Origin of the sequence: Saccharopolyspora pogona, from assembly GCF_014697215.1 — a bacterium.
In the GTDB taxonomy this organism is placed as follows: domain Bacteria; phylum Actinomycetota; class Actinomycetes; order Mycobacteriales; family Pseudonocardiaceae; genus Saccharopolyspora; species Saccharopolyspora hattusasensis.
Genome location: NZ_CP031142.1, coordinates 5,600,897 through 5,619,608, shown reverse-complemented (window position 1 = coordinate 5,619,608; position 18,712 = coordinate 5,600,897). Strand labels below are relative to the sequence as shown.

The following is an 18,712-nucleotide window of genomic DNA, read 5'->3' as shown; positions in this document are numbered from 1 at the left end:
TGCAGAGATGGTCCTTTCGAGTATCGAGCATTGCAAATATGAAAGTTCCACGAAACCTTAGTTTCAGTTTCGAGTCTTCGGCGTGGAAGGAAACCCCATGTACGACTACCTGACCTACATCTGGCGTCCGGTCAGCGGTGGGCGTCACGCGTTCCCGATCGCGGCGCGGGAAATCCCGGCCGGAGAGCCGGTAGCTGCCTACTGCGGTGCCGAGGCCGATGCGGCTGAGCTGCACAACCGCACCGAGTTGGACTGGATTCGCGAGCGCTCCTGTGTGGACTGCCGGCGCATCCTCGCCGGCCGTGCTTGACCGGATTGGTCCGCCAGCTTCCTCATCAAGGAGAAGCCACACCATGTTCTGGCTCCACTTGAGCGCGCTCGTGGTGATCAACTCCTGATCGTCGCCCTGATCGCCAGCTCCACCGCGGTGCGGTTTCCGCTGCTCACTCGCGCGCAGCACGCGGGGGCAGGGGAGGGCGCCTACAACGTCTGGGACGTCATCGCCCAGGTCGAAGCCGAACGCAAAGACGAGCAGGACCGGGCAATAGAGCGGCCGTCTTGGCCCTTTGGACCGCAGTTCCCCGACTACGACCCTGATGGCGAGCCCACCGGTCGACACCACTTACGTATTTGAGCCCTAGCCAGCCCCCGAGCCAGCCCCCGAGCCGGGCCGGTGCAGCTGCCTCCCCGACCACTGCACCGGCGCACCCGGTGGCCGGGCGTCTTCCCCCTCCCACGCCCGGCCACCGACCCGCCTGTTCCGACTGCCTTCCAGAGTTTGCCGAATCCAGACTCCACGGCCGTTTCGCAAGCCCGGAGGATGTAGTGGGCCACGTGCAGCGTCCCGAGTGGGCTGGGGGTGTTCGTGGCCGAGCTCGACGATGGTGAGCGATGGGTCAGTGTTTTCAGCACTCCGGAGAGGATGGCGCTTTTCGCCAGCGCTAGCGAAGGCAGCCCAGCGGTTTGAGCACGGACTTGCGATGGGTGCGTGTGCGGGTGAATGCGTTGCTTATCGCAGGGCGATGAATCGTCGTAGCTTTCCGGTCGATTCGTGGCGGGGGAGCCGGTCGACCTTCTGGAGTCGGACCTCCGGGTTGGGCAGGCCGTGGCGGCTCAGCGCGGCTGCGACCGATGAGGTCAGCTTGGCCGCGTCGGGCGAGCCGACGGCGAGGATTTCGGCTCCGGCCGGAGTCTGGCGGACCTGGTATTCGGCGATGTGCGGATCCGTGCCTAGGACGTGGCGGAAGACGCTCGCCGGCACCGTGCACGCCGGGTAGTGGAAGTCATCGTCGTGCCGTCCGGCGATATCTGCCAGCCGCGCGAACGAACTTCCGCATTCGCACCTGCCGGGCAGGGGCGTGATCTCGTCCCCGAGGTCGTAGCGGATGAACGGGAACGTCCGATTGGCGAGTCCGGTGGCGAGCGTTCGCGCGGCGGGCTCGTCCGGGGCGACCGGCGTTCCGTCCTCGTCGACCCGTTCCAGCACGACCTCGTCCTCGCACACGTGCAGTCCCTCAGCGCGTCCGCACCCGACCGCCTGCACACCGATCTCGGTCGATCCCCAGAGGTTGTGGACCGGTACGTTCCAGGCGTCGCGGATCGCCCGTCGATCCTCGTCGAAGAGGGGCTCGGAGTTCGTGCTCACCCGCACGGGGCGGATCTCCAGCGCTCCTGCCAAGGAGGCGCGGGCAAGCCGCCCGATCACCGTCGCGTACCCGACGAGATGGGTGGGGCGGGCAGCCGCGACCGTTGCGAGGACCTCATCGAACGGCTCGCTGGCCGGGATCACGACCGTCTCCATGCCCGCTGAGCTCGGCACGTCGAACAGCGGCGTGCTGGCGTGCGGTGGCACTCCTGCCTCCAACACCGCGAGCCGGGCTGGGCGCCGCGGCCCACGCCGCTCCTCTCGCGCCTGCATCCGCCAGGCGAGACAAGCCAGCGTTACGAATAGTTCCCAATCCCACGCGTACACGCCTCGTACGCCGGTCGACCCGCCGGAACTGAAGATCTGCTGACCGCCCGGTGCGTACGAGAACCATGGTTGTTCGGCGAGGATGCGCTCGGCTGCTGCCCGGTCGAGGTCGGGAACCGTCACGATGGCGTCCCACTCCTCCTGCGCCTCCTGCTTGGTCATCACCGGAAGCCTCGCCAGGTCTGCCACGGTGGCCGAGGAAAGATCGAGGCCACGCATCCGAGCCGCGTGAAAGGGCGAACGCTCGCGCGCATATGCGAGCAGCGCACGCAGCCGCTGGTCGCGGTAGCGGTCAATCCGTTCCCGGGGCCAATCCAGGCGTGCGACGTGGTCCTCTAGCGCCGCGTGCACCGCACTGAGATGGCCGGTGCGCAGGCGCCCGTACGTCGCCTTCGCGACGCTCATTCGGTCAGTGCCGGCCGACTCGGACATCCGCATCCTCCGGGCCCGGGGAGGCCGCGCGCCAGCCTCCTCGTGTTCCTGCTTCCGAGTCTTCCACGACCACGCAGACCGGCCACCCGCGCCGACGCGCTCGATTTCGGCCGGGGAGTTCGCGGTCAGTCGCCTTCTCCGGCGGCGGTCGCGCCGGGGGTGTCCGGCACTACGACGAGGCTGACGACGTGGCGGGTGCGGTCGGCGTCTTGCGCGTTGCTGGTCCGCGCGATGATCGACGCTTGGATTTCTTCCAGCAGTTCGGCGAATTCTTCATCGGTCAGCCACAGCGCGGCTTGTCGGTAGACCAGGCCGTCCATGGCGGGTTCGGCATCTTCGCGGGCGAGGTAGCGGTTGAGAAGCTCCCCAGCAGATTCACGCCCAGGATCAGGCGGATTCCACCTGACAGAGCGGAAAACCCGACCCCACGGGTCCTGCCGGGCGGAACCATGCGCCGGGTTGGGTGGCTAGCTCGGTTGTGCTTGGTCAGGATGGGTGTCGGTGAGGGCTGCGGTGCGTGCCATCAGGCACGCGGGGGCGAGGGGGTTTCGCCCTACGGTGATTACCCGGGACAATCCGCGGCCATGGCCTATGAGCGTGCAGATCCCCGAGCCGGTGACCCGGGGCGGCCGGGACCCGGACAACCAGGGCTCGACCGACCGGGACCGCCACCCGGCCCACTGCCGGGACCGCCCCCACCGGGAGGACCGCCGCACGCCCCACCAGGGCAGCCGCCGCAAGCACCGCCGGGGCAACCCGGTCCTCCTCACCAGGGACCGGGCCAGCCGATGCCACCCGGTCCTCCACCGGGAGGCCAGCAAGGCCCGCCGATGGACGGTCGGCAAGGCCCGCCGATGGGAAGCCAGCCGGGCACACCGCCGGGCGGGCAGCCAGGTCAACTGCAGCCGGGTCAGCCGAACCCGCAGTCAGGCGGCCGGCCGGGACCCCCGCCGGGGCCGCCTGGTGGTCAGCCCGGACCGCCGCCGGGCCATCCGGGCGTACCCCCGGGCCTGCCGCAGGGCGGTCAGCCAGGTTCCCCGCAGCCAGGTCCGCCTGGCCAGCAAGGGCCGGGGCAACTGGGGCAGCAGGGAATGCAGCAACCCGGGCAACCGGGGCCGCCGATGCCTGGCGGCCCGCAGGGCTTCCAGCAAGGTGGCGCACCGGCCGGGACCACGCCGATGGGCCAGTCGACGCCGGTCGGACAGCACCCGGTTCAGCAGCCTCCCGCCAACCAGTACCCGGCGACGCGCGTCCAGCAGCGCCTGGACGTCGAGCAGCCCGAGCCCTTCCGCGACCCGGACGCGGACCGCTACCGCGACGATCCGTACGACGATCGCTACCGCGACTCGTACCAGGACCGCTACCGGGATCCCGAGCCTTACGACGACCGGTACCGGGACGATCCGTACGACGACGGCTACCGGGAGCGGGATCGCTACCGCGACCGGGACCCGTACCCGGACCGGCACCGGGATCGCGACTACGACGACCGCCAGTATGCGGAGCGGGACTATGACGACCGCCGGAGCCGGGGAGATCGGTTCCGGGGCCCCAGCGCCGACACGATCGGTCGCCTCATTCAGGTGCTGACGGCGCTGATCTCACTGGTCTTCGTGCTGCACATCGTCTTCGTGGTGACCGGGGCCAACCAGGCAAACGACTTCGTCGCATTCACCTACGGGACCGCGAAGTTCTTCGTGCTCGGGCTCGGCGACGTGTTCACCCCGGGCGACGCCACGATAGGCGTGATCCTGAACTACGGCCTCGCGGCGCTGATCTACCTGTTCGCGGGCCGGATCATCGCCCGCGCCTTGAAGCGGTAAAGGCGGTGAAAGGCACCTTCGGGCAACACAGCCGGGTGGCAGCTGGACGAGGCGAACGAGCGGTTGGCGGAGCATCCGCTGCAACCGCCGGCCGAGGTTGGTTCGAGCCCGTCGGTCGGCGGCATGGTCGCCACCAACACGGTGCCGGACGACCGGAGCAGGGGGCTGTCGGCGGCGCTGAAGCGGCGGTTCGACCCGGACGGCATCCCCGGTTGGTCGCTGGCCACACCGGACCGGGTGAGCAGGTGAAACGGGGGTCGAGCCCGGCGCGCGGGCGGCTTGAGCCGCGCCACATTTCCAGGGGCGACGGCCGGGCGATGGCTGGGCATGGCACCCTTGGTATGGCTGTTCCTGCATTTCGCGACGGGTACGGCTGCGCATGTACACCCCGGTTGCGCCGGATAGCCGGGCGATGACCAGGAGTGGCTTGAGTGGAAAGTTTCTTCTCCTTCATTCTCTACCCGGTGTCGGCGATCTTGTGGTTCTGGCACAAGGTCTTCGGTGCCGTGCTCGGGCCGGACAACGGCTTCGCCTGGGCGCTTTCGGTGTTCTTCCTGGTGTTCTCGCTGCGCGTGGTGCTGCTGAAGCCAGCGATCAGCCAGCTGCGCGCGGGGCGCAAGATGGCGAAGTTCGCGCCGCAGATCCAGAAGCTGCGCGAGAAGTACAAGGGCGATCGCCAGCGCATGGCGCAGGAGATGCAGAAGTTGCAGTCCGAGCACGGGGTGAACCCGCTCGGCGGCTGCCTGCCCGCGCTGCTGCAGATCCCGGTCTTCCTGAGCCTGTTCCACGTCCTGCGGAACTTCACGCCGACCGCGCAGAGCAACTTCGTCTTCGACCGGGCGGGAGTCGAGTCGTTCGTCAACGCCAACATCTTCGGCGCCAAGCTGTCGAACTGGATCACCCAGCCCGCGGACCAGCTCGCGCTGTTCGGCACCGACCGGACGTCCATGATGATCGTAGGCATCCCGCTGATGCTCATCGCATCGGTGGCCACCTTCTTCACCATGCGGCTCTCGGTCAAGAAGCAGACCGACGCCGCGATGGCCAACCCGCAGTCGGCCATGATGGCCAAGTTCATGATGTACATCGCGCCGGTCGGCGCGATCATCTCCGGCTGGTTCCTGCCGATCGCGGTGCTGCTGTACTGGCTGGCCAACAACGCCTGGACGCTGGGCCAGCAGCACTTCCTCACCAAGAGGATCGACCACGAGCAGGAGCGGGAGAAGGAAAAGGAGATCGAGGCCAAGAAGTCCGCGCCGCGGCCTAAGCCGGGCCAGAAGCCGGTGCGCCCGGAGGCCAAGGCGGCCGACGGGGAGTCGGAGGCGGAACCGGCCGCCGCGACAGCGGGCGGCCAGCAGGCGACCAAGAGCGGCAGCAACGGCCAGCGGCCGGGCGGCAAGAAGAACCAGCCGAAGAACCGGCCGGGCAGGCAGGCGGCGTCGAAGAAGGGCAAGAAGCGCCGCTGAGTCCGCAATTTCAATGGAAATCGAAGGTCTGATTTCCATTGAAATTGCGGAAAATGGAACGTGGGTTCCGTCATTCGGAAGAAGTGGCGAAGGGTCGGTGGGAGGGAAACTCCCACCGGCCCTCTCGCGTGTTCGGCTGAGGCTTACGCCGGGGTGGCGACGACGTGCGGTTTCTCGTCGTAGCCGAGGTCGCCGCCCACGTAGCGACCGCCGCAGGTCACCAGCACCAGGGCGGTGCGCATCGCCCTGACCGAACAGCTCGCGGGCCCGGGCCGGCAGATCCCAAGAGGCCATTAGATGGACCTTCTCGGTTACACAACGCCTAAGATCACGCACGCATCGTTCGCTTCGATCACCCGTTGAGCCCTGCCGGTGAGCGGTTGGCAAGGCCAGCTGATCGTGACTGTTCGCGAAATCGATATCGAGTAGTGCTCCACCGCGGTGGGGGCCGGCGAGATAGAACGGTAAAATCAGCTTTACCGAAACGGGAACCGGTCAACGCCCCCGATCGTTGTTCCGAGTGACGGCGCAAGCACGCCCCAGGAGGATGAGTTGCGCACAACGAGCAACCCAGCGTTCCGCAACCTGCCGACGACCGGCGGTTACGCGAACTTCAACTACGGTCAGGGGCAAACCGCGCCCTTCGGCCAGGCGCCGGTCGCGCCGCCGCAGACCGCGCGACCGATGACGATCGACGACGTGGTCACCAAGACCGCGATCACACTCGGCCTGGCGGTGATCACCGGCACGCTGACCTACCTGGTCGGGCCGCCGGCCGTCGCGCTGGCGCTGCCGGCTGCGATCGTCGGCCTGGTGATCTCGCTGGTCATCATCTTCAAGAAGAAGGTGAGCCCGGCGCTGGTCATCGCCTACTCGGCCGTCGAGGGCGTGTTCCTCGGCGGGATCAGCTACGTGTTCGGTGCGCTGTTCTCACCGGGGATCATCATCCAGGCCATCGCGGGCACCATCGGTGTCTTCGCGGCCATGCTGGTGGTCTACAAGACGGGTGCGATCCGCGTCACCCCGAAGCTGACCAAGTGGATCATCGGTGCGGTGGCCGGTGTCGCGGTGCTGATGCTGGTCAACCTGATCGCCAGCTTCTTCACCCCCGGCGGTCTGGGGCTGCGCGACGGCGGCGGGCTCGCCATCGCGTTCAGCCTGCTGTGCATCGGGATCGCGGCGTTCAGCTTCCTGCTCGACTTCGACGCCGCGGACAAGGCGATCAAGGGCGGCGTGGACGCCAAGTTCGCCTGGTACATCGCCTTCGGCCTGATGACCACCCTGGTCTGGCTCTACCTGGAGATCCTCCGCCTGATCTCCTACTTCCAGAGCAGCGACTGATCCCAGGCTCCTGAGCTGAGAACGGGGCACCATCGTCCACAGCGGACGGTGGTGCCCCGTTTCGTGCCTGGCTTGCTGGTCTTCGTGGTGCAGATTGGCGGTGACCTGGCAGGCGGACCGGATGGCGTCAGGCAAGCGGCGAAGCCGCTTCCTGCGGTAAACCGCCACCGCGACGAGTCGCCAGAGACGTGCACAAGCCGTCGCAAGCGGCGCAGCTGCTTAGCCGCCCAAAGAACGAGTCTGGAACTGAAAAGAGATCAGCTGAGACGTTCCAGGACCATTGCCATGCCTTGGCCCCCGCCGACGCACATGGTCTCCAGGCCGAACTGCTTGTCGTGCCACTGGAGCGAGTTGATCAGCGTCGTCGTGATCCGGGCGCCGGTCATGCCGAACGGGTGCCCCACCGCGATCGCGCCGCCGTTGACGTTCAGCTTCTCCAGCGGGATGCCCAGGTCCTGGTAGGATGGGATCACCTGGGCGGCGAACGCCTCGTTGATCTCCACCAGGTCGATGTCGTCGATGCCCAGCCCGGCCCGCTTCAGGGCCTGCTTGGACGCCTCCACCGGGCCGAGGCCCATGATCTCCGGCGACAGGCCGGAAACGCCGGTCGACACGACCCGCGCCAGCGGGGTCAGGCCGAGCTGGTTGGCCTTGGTGTCGCTCATGATCACCAGGGCGGCGGCGCCGTCGTTGAGCGGGCAGCAGTTGCCCGCGGTGATCCGGCCGTCGGGGCGGAACACCGGTTTGAGCCCGGAGACGCCGTCCTTGGTCACGCCCGCGCGCGGCCCGTCGTCGGCGTCGACGACCTTGCCGTCGGGGGTGGTGACCGGGGTGATCTCGCGGCTCCAGAAGCCGTTGGCGATCGCCTTCTCGGCCAGGTTCTGCGAGCGGACGCCGAAGTCGTCCATCTCGTCGCGGCTGATGCCCTTGAGCCGGGCGAGGTTCTCGGCCGTCTGCCCCATCGGGATGTAGACGTCCGGGATCTTGTCGAAGGTGCGCGGGTCGGTCCAGGAGTCCGCGCCCTGCTCGGCGGTCTGCTGGGTGCGCGCCTGCGCGTCGGCGAACAGCGGGTTCTTCGTGTCCTCGAGCGAGTCGGAGCTGCCCTTGGCGAACCGGGACACCATCTCGACCCCGGCGCTGATGAACACGTCGCCCTCGCCGGCCTTGATCGCGTGCAGGGCCATCCGCGTGGTCTGCAGGCTCGACGAGCAGTAGCGGGTGACGGTGGTGCCGGGCAGCTGGTCGTAGCCGAGCAGCACGGCGACCACGCGTGCCATGTTGTAGCCCTGCTCGCCGCCGGGCAGCCCGCAGCCCAGCATCAGGTCGTCGATGTCGGCCGGGTCCAGCTCGGGCACCTTGTCCAGCGCGGCGCGGATGATCTGCGCGGTGAGGTCGTCGGGCCGGAGGTCCTTCAGCGACCCCTTGCCGGCTCGGCCGATGGGGGATCGCGCGGCGGCGACGATGACTGCTTCGGGCATGGGAACTCCTTTGTCCGCGGTCGCGGGCGGGCGGGACGCCGCGCTCGCGACCGCCTCAGGGCGACATGACCTACCGATCGGTCACTTTAAGGCCGGTGCCCCCATCCTGGCGGTGAGGGCGGTCACCGGACAAGAGGCAAACCGACCGGTCAGTACGTCGCGTCGGGTGAGGTCAGGAGTCCGCGCGGCGGTGCAGCCGCCGGTTGAGCCGGGCCACGATCCGGCTGGTCGGACGGCGTGCCTCGGCCGCCTTCGACCTGGTCGGGGCGGGTGGCAGCGGGCCGCCCTCCCACTCGCCGAGGGCCGCGCACATCGCCGGAAGCAGGATCGTCGCCGCCGCCTCGTAGCCCGCCGCCGACGGGTGGAACCGGTCCGGGCTGAAGAACTCGCCCGGCCGTGCCAGGAACTCCGGCGACAGCAGGTCCGCCAGCGGCACCGCGCGCCCGCCGGACGCCTCCACCACGCGCCGCTGCGCGCGACCGAGCACGAGGCTCCAGTGCCGCGCGACGGAGCGCAGCGGCTGCGGGATCGGCCGGATGGCGCCCAGATCCGGGCAGGTGCCGACGACCACCGCGACACCCGCGTCGACCAGCCGCCGCACCGCGTCGCCGAGCAGTTCCGCGCAGGCCGACACCGGCAGCCTCGAGGTAACGTCGTTGGCCCCGATGATGATCATCACCAGCTCCGGCGGGCGGATCAGCGCGGCTTCCACCTGCGCTGCCAGTTCCTGCGAGGTGGTGCCGACGATCGCGCGCGTGGTCAGCGCGACCGGCCTGCCGAGCTCCTCGGCGAGGCCGCGGGCCAGGCGCACCCCGGGCAAGTCGGCCGGGAAGTCGACGCCGAGCCCGGCCGCGGCGGAGTCGCCCAGCACGGCGAGCTCCAGCGGTTCGACGTCGTCGGACAGCTCTCGGCGCGGCACCGGGCCGACGCCGCTGGGCAGGTGAATGCCGTCGGCGCGCAGGGGATCGTTGGCCGGTGGGCCGATCACCCGCCGTGCGTACCGGGACTGCCCGTTGAGCAGCCCGTACGCCGCGCCGGAAAGTCCGCCGGCGGTGCCCGCCGCCAGCAGTGCGAGCCGGAATGTTTTCGCCGCGATCATTCGGCCCTCCCTCACCAGTCCTGCGGCCGGGTCGCGGCCGCACCACGGGGATGGGAAATATTCACATCACCCTGGGTCCGCGCGGGCGTTCACCCCCCGTCACTAGGCAAGACGCGGCGCGGACCGAAATCGTTCCCTTCACCGTATGTCGCGTTCCAGGTCCCTTGGGTTAGCCGGTGACCAGCCGATTAGGCTCGACGTCACACACCCGGCGAGCAGCAGTTACGAAGGATCGAGGACCGGACGTGGACTACGTCGAGCACGTCACCGAACTGGTGGGCAACACACCGCTGGTGCGGCTTAACGCGGTGGCCACCGGGCAAACCCCGGTGCTTGCCAAGGTTGAGTACCTGAACCCCGGCGGCAGCGTGAAGGACCGCATCGCGCTGCGCATGATCGAGGCCGCGGAGGCGTCCGGCGAACTGCGCCCGGGTGGCACCATCGTGGAGCCGACCTCCGGCAACACCGGGGTGGGGCTGGCGATGGTCGCCCAGCGCAAGGGCTACCGCTGCGTGTTCGTCTGCCCGGACAAGGTCAGCGAGGACAAGCGCAACGTCCTCAAGGCCTACGGCGCGGAGGTCGTGGTGTGCCCGACGGCCGTGCCGCCGGAGCACCCGGACTCCTACTACAACGTCTCCGACCGCTTGGTCCAGGAGATCGAGGGCGCCTGGAAGCCCAACCAGTACGCGAACCCGGCCAACCCGGAATCGCACGTGCACTCCACCGGCCCGGAGATCTGGGAACAGACCGGCGGCAAGGTGACGCACTTCGTGGCCGGCATCGGTACCGGTGGCACCATCTCCGGCACCGGCGACTACCTCAAGAAGGTCTCCGACGGCCGGGTGCAGGTCATCGGCGCCGACCCGGAGGGCTCGGTCTACTCCGGCGGCAACGGGCGGCCCTACCTGGTGGAAGGCGTCGGCGAGGACTTCTGGCCGACCACCTACGACCGGGACATCTGCGACGAGATCGTGGCGGTCTCCGACGCCGACTCCTTCGAGATGACCCGCCGCCTGGCCCGCGAGGAGGCGCTCCTGGTCGGCGGCTCCTGCGGGATGGCGGTCGCGGCGGCCCTGAAGATCGCCGAGAAGACCGGCCCGGACGACGTGATCGTCGTGTTGCTGCCCGACGGCGGCCGCGGCTACCTGACGAAGGTCTTCAACGACTCGTGGATGGCCTCCTACGGCTTCCTGTCCCCGGACCACGGCGGCGGGTCGGTCGGCGACGTGCTGCGCCGCAAGGACGGCACCATCCCAGACCTGGTGCACGTTCACCCGAACGAGACCGTCGCCGAGGCGGTCGCGATCCTGCGCGAGTTCGGCGTCTCGCAGATGCCGGTGGTCAGCGCGGAACCGCCGATCATGGCCGCCGAGGTAGTCGGCGCGGTCAACGAGCGGGACCTGCTCGACGCGCTGTTCGCCGGCCGCGCGAACCTCGCGGACCGGGTCGAGCTGCACATGTCGCCGCCGTTGCCGACCATCGGCGCGGGCGAGGAGATCAGCGCCGCGATGGCCGCGCTGGCCGGGGCCGATGGGGCCATGGTGCTGATCGACGGGAAGCCCGCGGGCGTGGTGACCCGACAGGATGTGCTCGGTTTCATCGCTGGCCGATGACGACTTGTTGCGGAACGGCACTACGCTGCTGGTCGATCAGCTAGCGTGTGTGATCGCATGCCCAGGATTTTTGCTTTAAGCCTCGAGGAGTAGGACACCCGATGAGCTCTCCGCAGCCGCCGGACGGCGGTCAGCAGGGTTCGGACCCCATTTCGAACCGGATGGACCCGCAGGACCCCAACCAGGCTGGCAGCGACGCGACCCAGGTCGTCCGACCTGTGCAGGCGCAGGGCCAGCAGCCGCCGTCCGACTCGACGCAGGTTGTGCCGCCATCGATGCAGCCCCCGCAGCCCATGTACCAGCAGCCAGGCCTGGCCGGTCAGGGCGGCGGTGCGGAGGCGACCGCGATGGTGCCGCCGTCGATGCAGCCCCCGCAGCCCATGTACCAGCAGCCGGGCACCCAGAGCCAGCCCGGCGGTTTCCCGGCGCAGCCGCAGCAGTCGGGCCCGCCGAGCGGCGGCTTCCCGGCCCCGCAGGCACAGGCCGGCTTCGGCGCCCCGGCGCCCCAGGCCGCCTACGGCCAGCCCGCCCCGTCGGGCCAGGGAAGTCTTGGCACGCTGCCGGTGGCGCAGTGGGTCACGATCGGTCTCGCTGCGCTTTCCGTGATCTTCGGTCTTATCGGCGGCATTGCCGCACTGGCGTTCGTTCCGGTATACGGGATCTTCATTATCCTGTTGGTTCTGGTCATGGGTGGCCTGTGGATCACGGGTTCCTTGTTCGGCGGCAAGGGCAAGCAGTGGGGACGGATCCTGGTCACGGTGATGTCCGGCCTGGCAGTCGTCGGCGCTTTCGTCAACATCGTGCAGGGGGCCGTCCTCTCCGGGATCATCACATTGTTGATCGGTGCCGCGATTCTGGTGTTGTGGTGGCTGCCGTCCACCACGCAAGGGATGAAGGTGAAGGCCGGTGCGCCAGCGCCGGCCGCCGGTGGTTACGGCCAGCCGCCGCAGGGCGGCTTCGGCCAGCCGGCCCAGCCGCAGCAGTTCGGCCAGCCGCAGCAGTTCGGTCAGCCGCAGCAGTTCGGTCAGCCGCAGCAGTTCGGCCAGCCGCAGCAGTTCAGTCAGCCGCAGCAGTTCGGCCAGCCGCAGCAGTTCGGCCAGCCGGGCCAGCAGCCCGGTGGTTTCCCGCCTGCCGGCGGGCAACAGCCGCCGCAGCCCCCGCAGTGGTAAATTGCTGATGATGAGTCAAAGAGCGTGGCCCCGGACTTGAAGTCCGGGGCCACGCTTCTTTAATTCCTTTGATCAGAAAAAGCTGCTGTCTCCAAATTGCCGTACAGTATCGAAGTAGGTTTGTGCGGCGCCAAAGCAAACAGGGTTATTGCTGTGGGCGACGCAGAGCTTTTTCATCTCTTCATGGAATCGGATGTCGATCGCGTATTTCATGCAGGGAGTAGGGCTGAGGAGCATCCATCCGTCGACCAGTCGAACCAAGGATTCCTGGGTTCTCGCATGAATTGGCCGGCGTCGAGTCGCATGATGCGGTTGGCCTCATCGATTATCGCGGCGGGTGGCGAGGTTGGTGCGGTTGAGTCCGATAGTTCCGCTGCGGCATTTGCCGGCGTGATCAGTGTCATGCTTGCGAGCGTTGCGAGTGAAAAACTCTTCAGGGCAGCAGTTATCGCTTTCTTCTGTTTCATCTCAGATTGACTCCCCAGGCTTATGTTTGATTGCGGCGCTGACGTTAATGGTGGGTCCAAAATGGTGACTTTTTGCGACAATTGCGGAAATTTACTCCTGAGGAACCAGTTCTTCTCGGTCGTGCAGATGAATGTAAATTGCTCTATTTGGCGGTGCGGAAGCTGGCTGTTGATGCGGTAGCGCTAATCCTGTTGTCGAGGGGTGCTCGCCCAAGCAGGAAGTTGCGGCCGGGCGTTCCTCTGCCCGATGCGCCGCTGCGACGGCCGGGTCGTACGCTGCTCCACATGAGTGACGGCTTCGCCACCCGCGCAATTCACGCGGGCCAGGAGGCAGACCCGACGACCGGTTCGGTGATCGTGCCGATCCACGCCACGTCGACCTACGCCCAGGACGGGGTGGGCGGCATGCGCGGCGGCTACGAGTACTCCCGCACCGGCAACCCCACCCGCACCGCGCTGGAGGAATGCCTGGCCGCGCTGGAAGGCGGCCGGCACGGGCGCGCGTTCGCCTCGGGCATGGCGGCAACCGACGCGGTGCTGCGCGCCACCCTGCGGCCCGGGGACCACCTGGTCATCCCGGACGACGCCTACGGCGGCACGTTCCGGCTGGTGGACAAGGTGCTCAGCGGCTGGGGAATCGAGTACACCCCCGCCCCGGTGTCCGATGTGGACGCCGTTCGGGCGGCGATCCGCCCGAATACCAAGGTGATCTGGGTCGAGACGCCCACCAACCCGCTGCTCAACGTCGGCGACATCGCCGCCCTGGCGCAGGTCTCCCGCGATGCGGGCACGAAGCTGGTCGTGGACAACACCTTCGCCTCGCCGTACCTGCAACAGCCGCTGGAGCTCGGCGCGAACGTCGTGGTGCACTCGACCACCAAGTACCTGGGCGGGCATTCCGACGTGGTGGGTGGCGCGGTGGTCACCTCCGACGACGAGCTCGCCGAGCAGGTCGCGTTCTTGCAGAACGGGGCGGGCGCGGTGCCTGGGCCGTTCGACGCGTTCCTGACGCTGCGTGGCGTCAAGACCCTCGCCGTGCGGATGGAGCGGCACAGCGCCAACGCCGAGCGCATCGTCGCCGCGCTGGTCGGCCACCCGAAGGTCGCGAAGGTGCTCTACCCGGGCCTGCCGGAGCACCCCGGCCACGAGGTGGCGGCGAAGCAGATGCGCCATTTCGGCGGGATGGTCTCCTTCCTCCACGCCGACGGCGAGGAAGCGGCGCTGGAGGCCTGCTCGCGCACCCGGCTGTTCACGCTGGCCGAATCGCTGGGCGGGGTGGAGTCGCTGATCGAGCACCCGGGCCGTATGACGCACGCCAGCACCGCGGGCTCGATGCTGCAGGTCCCGTCTGACCTGGTGCGGCTGTCGGTCGGCATCGAAGAAGCCGACGACCTGGTCGAGGACCTCCTCACCGCCCTCGGCTGACCCCCTTCACCCAGGGGTGGCGCAATTTCGCGAGAAATTGCGCCACCCCCGGGTGGCGGAGCCAGCAACCTCCCGTGACCGTCACGGCCCAGCGCCGTGTGCAGGCGCCAATTTCGCGAGAAATTGACCATCACCCGGGTGAACGTCAATTTCTCGCGAAATTGCGCCCCCGCTTCTGGGATGGCGGCTCGGGGATCAGCGTTCGAGGGACGGGTCGCTGCTGCCGAGCGGGCGGGTGTCGGTCGGGTACCGGGGATTGACCGGGAGGTCGTCGGGCTTCAGGCAGCCGCCGATCAGCTCCACCACGCCGTCTTGCGACCGGTAGGAGCCAGGCTCGTCGCATCCGGATTGCAGCACCGCGAACACCGCTGCGCCGGACAGGGCCGCCGCCGTGGCAAGGCCGGTGACCAGCGGGAACGCGCTGTTCATAGGGGTCAGCCGCGTCATGCTTCCTCCTATGTTCGACCCCGGCACCAACGTCGGACGAGCGGCATGCGCGACACCGGGGCCGGTGTTCACGAGTGCTCGATGACTGCGCAATGCCCCCTCCGCGACAGCTTGCCCCGCACAGCCCTCGTCGGCTGCCAAGCCTTCCTCGCGGTGCGGTCCGGGCGACCGGCCGCTCGTTCGAGGGTACCGAAAGTGCCGCAGGTGGCCCGCGTTGCGCGGTGGCACGATTGGCCCATGCCGCTGGTCGATCTGGACCGGATCCTGGCCGCCGACGAGCAGCTCGCCGGGATCGCGCGGCGCACCCCCGTCGAGCATTCCCGGGTGCTCGGCGAGTACTGCGGCGGCGAAGTCTTCTTCAAGTGCGAGAACCTCCAGCGCACCGGCTCGTTCAAGCTCCGCGGCGCCTACGTGCGGCTGCTCGCGCTGGACGAGGCACACCGTGCCGCCGGGGTGGTCGCCGCAAGCGCCGGGAACCACGCGCAGGGTGTGGCGCTGGCCGCGTCGCTGCTCGGCATCCACGCCACGGTGTTCATGCCGGAGCTGGTGCCGCTGCCGAAGCTAGCGGCCACCAAGTCCTACGGCGCCGACGTCAGGTTGCACGGCGTTGCGCTGGAGGAAACGCTCGCGGCGGCGCGGGAGTACGCGCGGCAGACCGGGGCGGAGTTCATCCACCCTTACGACCATCTCGACATAGTCGCAGGTCAGGGTACTGTCGGGCTGGAGATCCTGGCCCAGCTCCCCGAAGTCCGCAGCATCGTGGTGCCCACCGGAGGCGGTGGGTTGGTCGCGGGCATCGCCGCGGCGGTCAAGGCCGAACACCCGCACGTCAAGGTGCTCGCGGTGCAGGCCGAGCGGGCCGCGGCGTGGCCGGTTTCGCTCGCCGCGGGCAAGCCGGTGCGGCTGGCCGAAACCCAGACGATGGCCGACGGGATCGCTGTCGGCGAGCCGGGTCCGGTCCCGTTCGCGCACGTGGCGGAGCTGGTCGACGGCGTGCTGACGGTCAGCGAGGAGGCCCTGTCGCGGGCCCTGCTGCTGTGCCTGGAGCGGGCGAAGCTCGTGGTCGAACCGGCCGGGGGAGCCGCCGTCGCGGCGCTGCTGGAGCACCCCGAGCAGGTCACATCGCCGACCGTTGCGGTGCTCTCCGGCGGCAACATCGACCCGTTGCTGCTGCTCCAGCTGATCCGGCACGGCATGAGATCGGCAGGCCGCTACCTCTCGCTGCGGGTGCGGCTGCCGGACCGGCCCGGCTCGCTGGCGGGCCTGCTGGCGAAGCTGGGCGAGCTCTCCGCGAACGTCCTCGACATCGAGCACTCCCGGATTTCCGGTGCGCTCGCGCTTGGCGAGGTCGACGTCGAGATCTCGTTGGAAACCCGCGGCCCCGAGCATCGCCAGGACGTCGTCGACGAACTAGAAGCCGCGGGCTTCACCCTCTTATCCGAAGGCTGATCCGATAGGAGCGTGGATGTTCAAAGATTTCCGCGGCGCTCCTGCTCGCGTTCGATCGCCTCGAAAAGGGCCTTGAAGTTGCCCTTGCCGAAGCCCAGCGAACCGTGCCGCTCGATCAGCTCGTAGAACACGGTCGGCCGGTCGCCGATCGGCTTGGTGAAGATCTGCAGCAGGTAGCCGTCCTCGTCGCGGTCGACCAGGATGCCGTGCTCCTTCAGCGTCCCGATCGGCACTCGCACCTCGCCGATCCGGGCTCGCAGCGCCGGGTCGTCGTAGTAGGCGTCCGGCGTGCTCAGGAACTCCACGCCGGCGGCCCGCATCGCGGTTACGGTCTTGATGATGTCGCCGGTGGCCAGCGCGATGTGCTGGCAGCCCGAGCCCCGGTAGAACTCCAGGTACTCGTCGATCTGCGACTTCCGCTTGCCGACGGCCGGCTCGTTGAGCGGGAACTTGACCCGGTGGTTGCCGTTGGCCACCACCTTGCTCATCAGCGCCGAGTAGTCGGTGGCGATGTCGTCGCCGACGAACTCGGCCATGTTCACGAAGCCCATGACGCGGTTGTAGAACTCGACCCAGCGGTCCATCTGACCGAGCTCGACGTTGCCCACGCAGTGGTCCACGGCCTGGAACAGCCGCTTGGGGGCGTCGGCCGGCTTCACGTAGCTGCCCTGCTGCGCGACGTATCCGGGCAGGTAGGGGCCGGTGTAGCGGCTGCGGTCCAGCAGCGTGTGCCGGGTCTCGCCATAGGTGGCGATCGCCGCCGTCCGGATCGTGCCGTGCTCGTCGGAGACGTCGTGCGGTTCTTCGAGCACCGTGGCGCCCTGCGCGCGGGCGTGCTCGACGCACTTGTCGACGTCGAGCACCTCGAGGGCGAGGTCGACGACGCCGTCGCCGTGCGAGCGGTGGTGGTCGGCGAGCGGGCTGTCCGGGTCCACCGCGCCCTTCAGCACGAACCGGCCCGACCCGGACTTCAGCACGAAGGCCTTGTGGTCCCGGTTGCCGTGCTCGGGACCGGAGCACGCGATCAGCTCCATGCCGAACGCGACCTGGTAGAACAGCGCGCTCTGGGTGGCGTTGCCGACGACGAACACCACTGCATCGAGCGCCTTGACCGGGAACGGGTCCTTCGAGTCGTCGTGTTCGACGAGGCCGACGAGGCGCTGCATCTGGTCGAACGTGACGTCGTCGAGCTGCCCGGTCTGGCTGCCGTGGTTGACGGTGCCGGTCACGATGTCCTCCCGTGTTTCGCCGATGCGGTGACGGCGTCAGCGTGCGCCTGACAGGTCATCCTGAGCAACAGCCGTTGATTTCGCTGCACAAACTGACAAGTATTTGATCCGAATCGCTGGCTGTATTGGTCAACCTGAACAAGGGATTTGACATGGCTCCCAATGTTGAGGGGCTCGACGCGTTGGACGCCCGGTTGCTGCTGTTGCTCTCCGACCAGCCCCGGCTCGGGGTGCTGGAGTGCTCGCGCCGCCTCGGCGTCGCGCGCGGCACCGTGCAGGCGCGGATGGATCGGCTGGTGCAGCGCGGCGTCCTGCTGGGCTTCCCGCCGGAGCTGGACCTGGCGGCGATGGGTTACGGCCTGACCGCCTTCGCGGTGCTGGAGATCGCGCAGGGGCACCGGCGCCTGGTGGCGGAGCAGCTGGCGGCGATCGACGAGGTGTGCGAGGTGCACGCGACGACCGGGCAGGGGGACCTGTTCGTGCGGATGGTCGCCCGCTCCAACGCCGACCTGCAACGGGTCATCGACGAGATCGTCGGGGTGTCCGGGGTTCGGCGCACCTCGACGTCGATCGCCCTGTCCACGCCGGTGGCTCCGAGGGTGCGCCCGCTGCTGGAACGCCTCGCGGCCGATGGCGCGCGCCCGGAGTCCTGATCTGGCGCAAAGCACAGCGGGCGTCCCCCTTTGCCGGGGACGCCCGCGGGAAGAATCAGGTCGGCTCAGCCGGAGAAGGGCTCGGCCTTGACCAGGGTCACCGTCATCGTGCCGCCGTTGGGCAGCTCGTACTCCCGGATCTCGCCTTCCTTGGCGTCCAGCAGCGCCTTGCCCAGCGGGGAGCTCGGCGAGTAGACCTCCAGGTCGCCATGCGCGCCTTCCTCGCGGGTGGCCAGCAGGAACTTCTCGGTCTCGTCCTCGCCGTCGTAGCGGACGGTTAGCACCGAGCCCGGGCGGGCGACGCCCGACTCCGTGGGCACGTCGCCGACCTTGGCGGTGCGCAGCAGCTCCTGCAGCTGGCGGATGCGGGCCTCGATCTGGCCCTGCTCCTCGCGTGCGGCGTGGTAGCCGCCGTTCTCCCGCAGGTCGCCTTCCTCGCGGGCCTCGTTGATCTTCGCGGCGATCGCCGGGCGGTTGGCCACGAGCTCGTCCAGCTCTCCCTTGAGCCGGTCGTAAGCATCCTGGGTCAGCCAGGTCACCTGGGTCTCGCTCACGGTCACCACTCCTCGTCGACTGCGGCCCGCGTTTCCCCACGGGCGAATTGCATTTCCGCGCTTTATTTCTTGGCGATCGCCAAGTAACGGAAAAA

General features: G+C 68.5%; 19 protein-coding genes. 11 read left to right on the top strand and 8 right to left on the bottom strand.

Annotation, left to right across the window (positions count from 1 at the left end):
* Positions 1–97 precede the first annotated feature (97 nt).
* A complete protein-coding gene (locus DL519_RS25970) occupies positions 98–310 on the top strand; it encodes a zinc finger protein (RefSeq protein ID WP_190818636.1) in 213 nt (70 codons plus the stop codon).
* A 699-nt stretch (positions 311–1,009) separates the two neighbouring features.
* Here the strand turns inward: DL519_RS25970 and DL519_RS25965 are convergent.
* The 3 genes from DL519_RS25965 to DL519_RS47220 form a co-directional block, all read right to left on the bottom strand.
* The gene (locus tag DL519_RS25965) at positions 1,010–2,404 is read right to left on the bottom strand and encodes a phenylacetate--CoA ligase family protein (RefSeq protein ID WP_190818634.1); all 1,395 of its coding nucleotides are present in this window, start codon (positions 2,402–2,404) and stop codon (positions 1,010–1,012) included.
* Between the two features lie 125 nt (positions 2,405–2,529).
* Positions 2,530–2,724, bottom strand: coding sequence for a helix-turn-helix domain-containing protein (locus DL519_RS25960; protein WP_190818632.1), 195 nt, complete (start codon positions 2,722–2,724; stop codon positions 2,530–2,532).
* A 606-nt stretch (positions 2,725–3,330) separates the two neighbouring features.
* Positions 3,331–3,504 (bottom strand): hypothetical protein, encoded by a 174-nt coding sequence (locus DL519_RS47220; RefSeq protein ID WP_223839553.1) that lies wholly within the window; start codon positions 3,502–3,504, stop codon positions 3,331–3,333.
* Here DL519_RS47220 and DL519_RS47215 point away from each other — a divergent pair.
* The 4 genes from DL519_RS47215 to DL519_RS25935 all read left to right on the top strand — a co-directional run bounded on the left by DL519_RS47215 (position 3,496) and on the right by DL519_RS25935 (position 7,034).
* Positions 3,496–4,227, top strand: coding sequence for a hypothetical protein (locus DL519_RS47215; RefSeq protein ID WP_223839552.1), 732 nt, complete (start codon positions 3,496–3,498; stop codon positions 4,225–4,227). The genes DL519_RS47220 and DL519_RS47215 overlap by 9 nt on opposite strands.
* A 63-nt stretch (positions 4,228–4,290) precedes the next feature.
* Positions 4,291–4,476, top strand: coding sequence for a hypothetical protein (locus DL519_RS25950; protein WP_190818630.1), 186 nt, complete (start codon positions 4,291–4,293; stop codon positions 4,474–4,476).
* A gap of 182 nt (positions 4,477–4,658) precedes the next feature.
* On the top strand, positions 4,659–5,693 hold the full coding sequence (yidC, locus tag DL519_RS25945) for a membrane protein insertase YidC (protein WP_190818628.1): 1,035 nt from the start codon (positions 4,659–4,661) through the stop codon (positions 5,691–5,693).
* Positions 5,694–6,245: 552 nt separating this feature from the next.
* Entirely contained in the window at positions 6,246–7,034 is a 789-nt protein-coding gene (locus DL519_RS25935; protein WP_190818627.1) for a Bax inhibitor-1/YccA family protein, read from the top strand.
* Between the two features lie 257 nt (positions 7,035–7,291).
* Here the strand turns inward: DL519_RS25935 and DL519_RS25930 are convergent, their stop codons facing one another.
* Together DL519_RS25930 and DL519_RS25925 are read right to left on the bottom strand one after the other, a co-directional pair.
* Positions 7,292–8,512 (bottom strand): acetyl-CoA C-acetyltransferase, encoded by a 1,221-nt coding sequence (locus DL519_RS25930; RefSeq protein WP_190818626.1) that lies wholly within the window; start codon positions 8,510–8,512, stop codon positions 7,292–7,294.
* Positions 8,513–8,684: 172 nt separating this feature from the next.
* A complete protein-coding gene (locus DL519_RS25925; protein WP_190818624.1) occupies positions 8,685–9,611 on the bottom strand; it encodes an SGNH/GDSL hydrolase family protein in 927 nt (308 codons plus the stop codon).
* Positions 9,612–9,856: 245 nt separating this feature from the next.
* Here DL519_RS25925 and DL519_RS25920 point away from each other — a divergent pair, with 245 nt between their 5' ends.
* The 4 genes from DL519_RS25920 (at position 9,857) to DL519_RS25905 (ending at position 14,285) form a co-directional block, all read left to right on the top strand.
* The gene (locus DL519_RS25920) at positions 9,857–11,224 is read left to right on the top strand and encodes a cystathionine beta-synthase (protein WP_010694332.1); all 1,368 of its coding nucleotides are present in this window, start codon (positions 9,857–9,859) and stop codon (positions 11,222–11,224) included.
* A 101-nt stretch (positions 11,225–11,325) separates the two neighbouring features.
* Positions 11,326–12,393, top strand: a complete 1,068-nt coding sequence (locus DL519_RS25915) for a DUF1129 domain-containing protein (RefSeq protein WP_190818622.1) — start codon at positions 11,326–11,328, stop codon at positions 12,391–12,393.
* 153 nt (positions 12,394–12,546) lie between these two features.
* Complete coding sequence (locus DL519_RS25910; RefSeq protein ID WP_190818621.1) at positions 12,547–12,870, top strand: hypothetical protein; 324 nt, start codon at positions 12,547–12,549, stop codon at positions 12,868–12,870.
* A 275-nt stretch (positions 12,871–13,145) separates the two neighbouring features.
* Complete coding sequence (locus tag DL519_RS25905; protein WP_190818619.1) at positions 13,146–14,285, top strand: cystathionine gamma-synthase; 1,140 nt, start codon at positions 13,146–13,148, stop codon at positions 14,283–14,285.
* A 195-nt stretch (positions 14,286–14,480) separates the two neighbouring features.
* Here DL519_RS25905 and DL519_RS25900 read toward each other — a convergent pair whose 3' ends face one another.
* The gene (locus DL519_RS25900) at positions 14,481–14,732 is read right to left on the bottom strand and encodes a hypothetical protein (RefSeq protein ID WP_223839551.1); all 252 of its coding nucleotides are present in this window, start codon (positions 14,730–14,732) and stop codon (positions 14,481–14,483) included.
* A 237-nt stretch (positions 14,733–14,969) separates the two neighbouring features.
* Here DL519_RS25900 and ilvA point away from each other — a divergent pair, with 237 nt between their 5' ends.
* Positions 14,970–16,181 (top strand): threonine ammonia-lyase, encoded by a 1,212-nt coding sequence (gene ilvA / locus DL519_RS25895; RefSeq protein ID WP_190818617.1) that lies wholly within the window; start codon positions 14,970–14,972, stop codon positions 16,179–16,181.
* 20 nt (positions 16,182–16,201) lie between these two features.
* On the opposite strand, the gene hppD is transcribed toward ilvA, so the two are convergent.
* A complete protein-coding gene (gene hppD, locus DL519_RS25890; protein ID WP_190824224.1) occupies positions 16,202–17,347 on the bottom strand; it encodes a 4-hydroxyphenylpyruvate dioxygenase in 1,146 nt (381 codons plus the stop codon).
* A 215-nt stretch (positions 17,348–17,562) separates the two neighbouring features.
* Between hppD and DL519_RS25885 the strand changes: the two genes are divergently transcribed.
* Positions 17,563–18,063: an Lrp/AsnC family transcriptional regulator gene (locus DL519_RS25885; protein WP_190818616.1), complete on the top strand. Its 501-nt coding sequence runs from the start codon at positions 17,563–17,565 to the stop codon at positions 18,061–18,063.
* 65 nt (positions 18,064–18,128) lie between these two features.
* Here the strand turns inward: DL519_RS25885 and greA are convergent, their stop codons facing one another.
* Positions 18,129–18,617 carry a transcription elongation factor GreA gene (gene greA / locus DL519_RS25880; protein WP_190818614.1) on the bottom strand — a complete coding sequence of 163 codons (489 nt, stop codon included), beginning with the start codon at positions 18,615–18,617 and terminating at the stop codon, positions 18,129–18,131.
* Between the last annotated feature and the right edge of the window lie 95 nt (positions 18,618–18,712).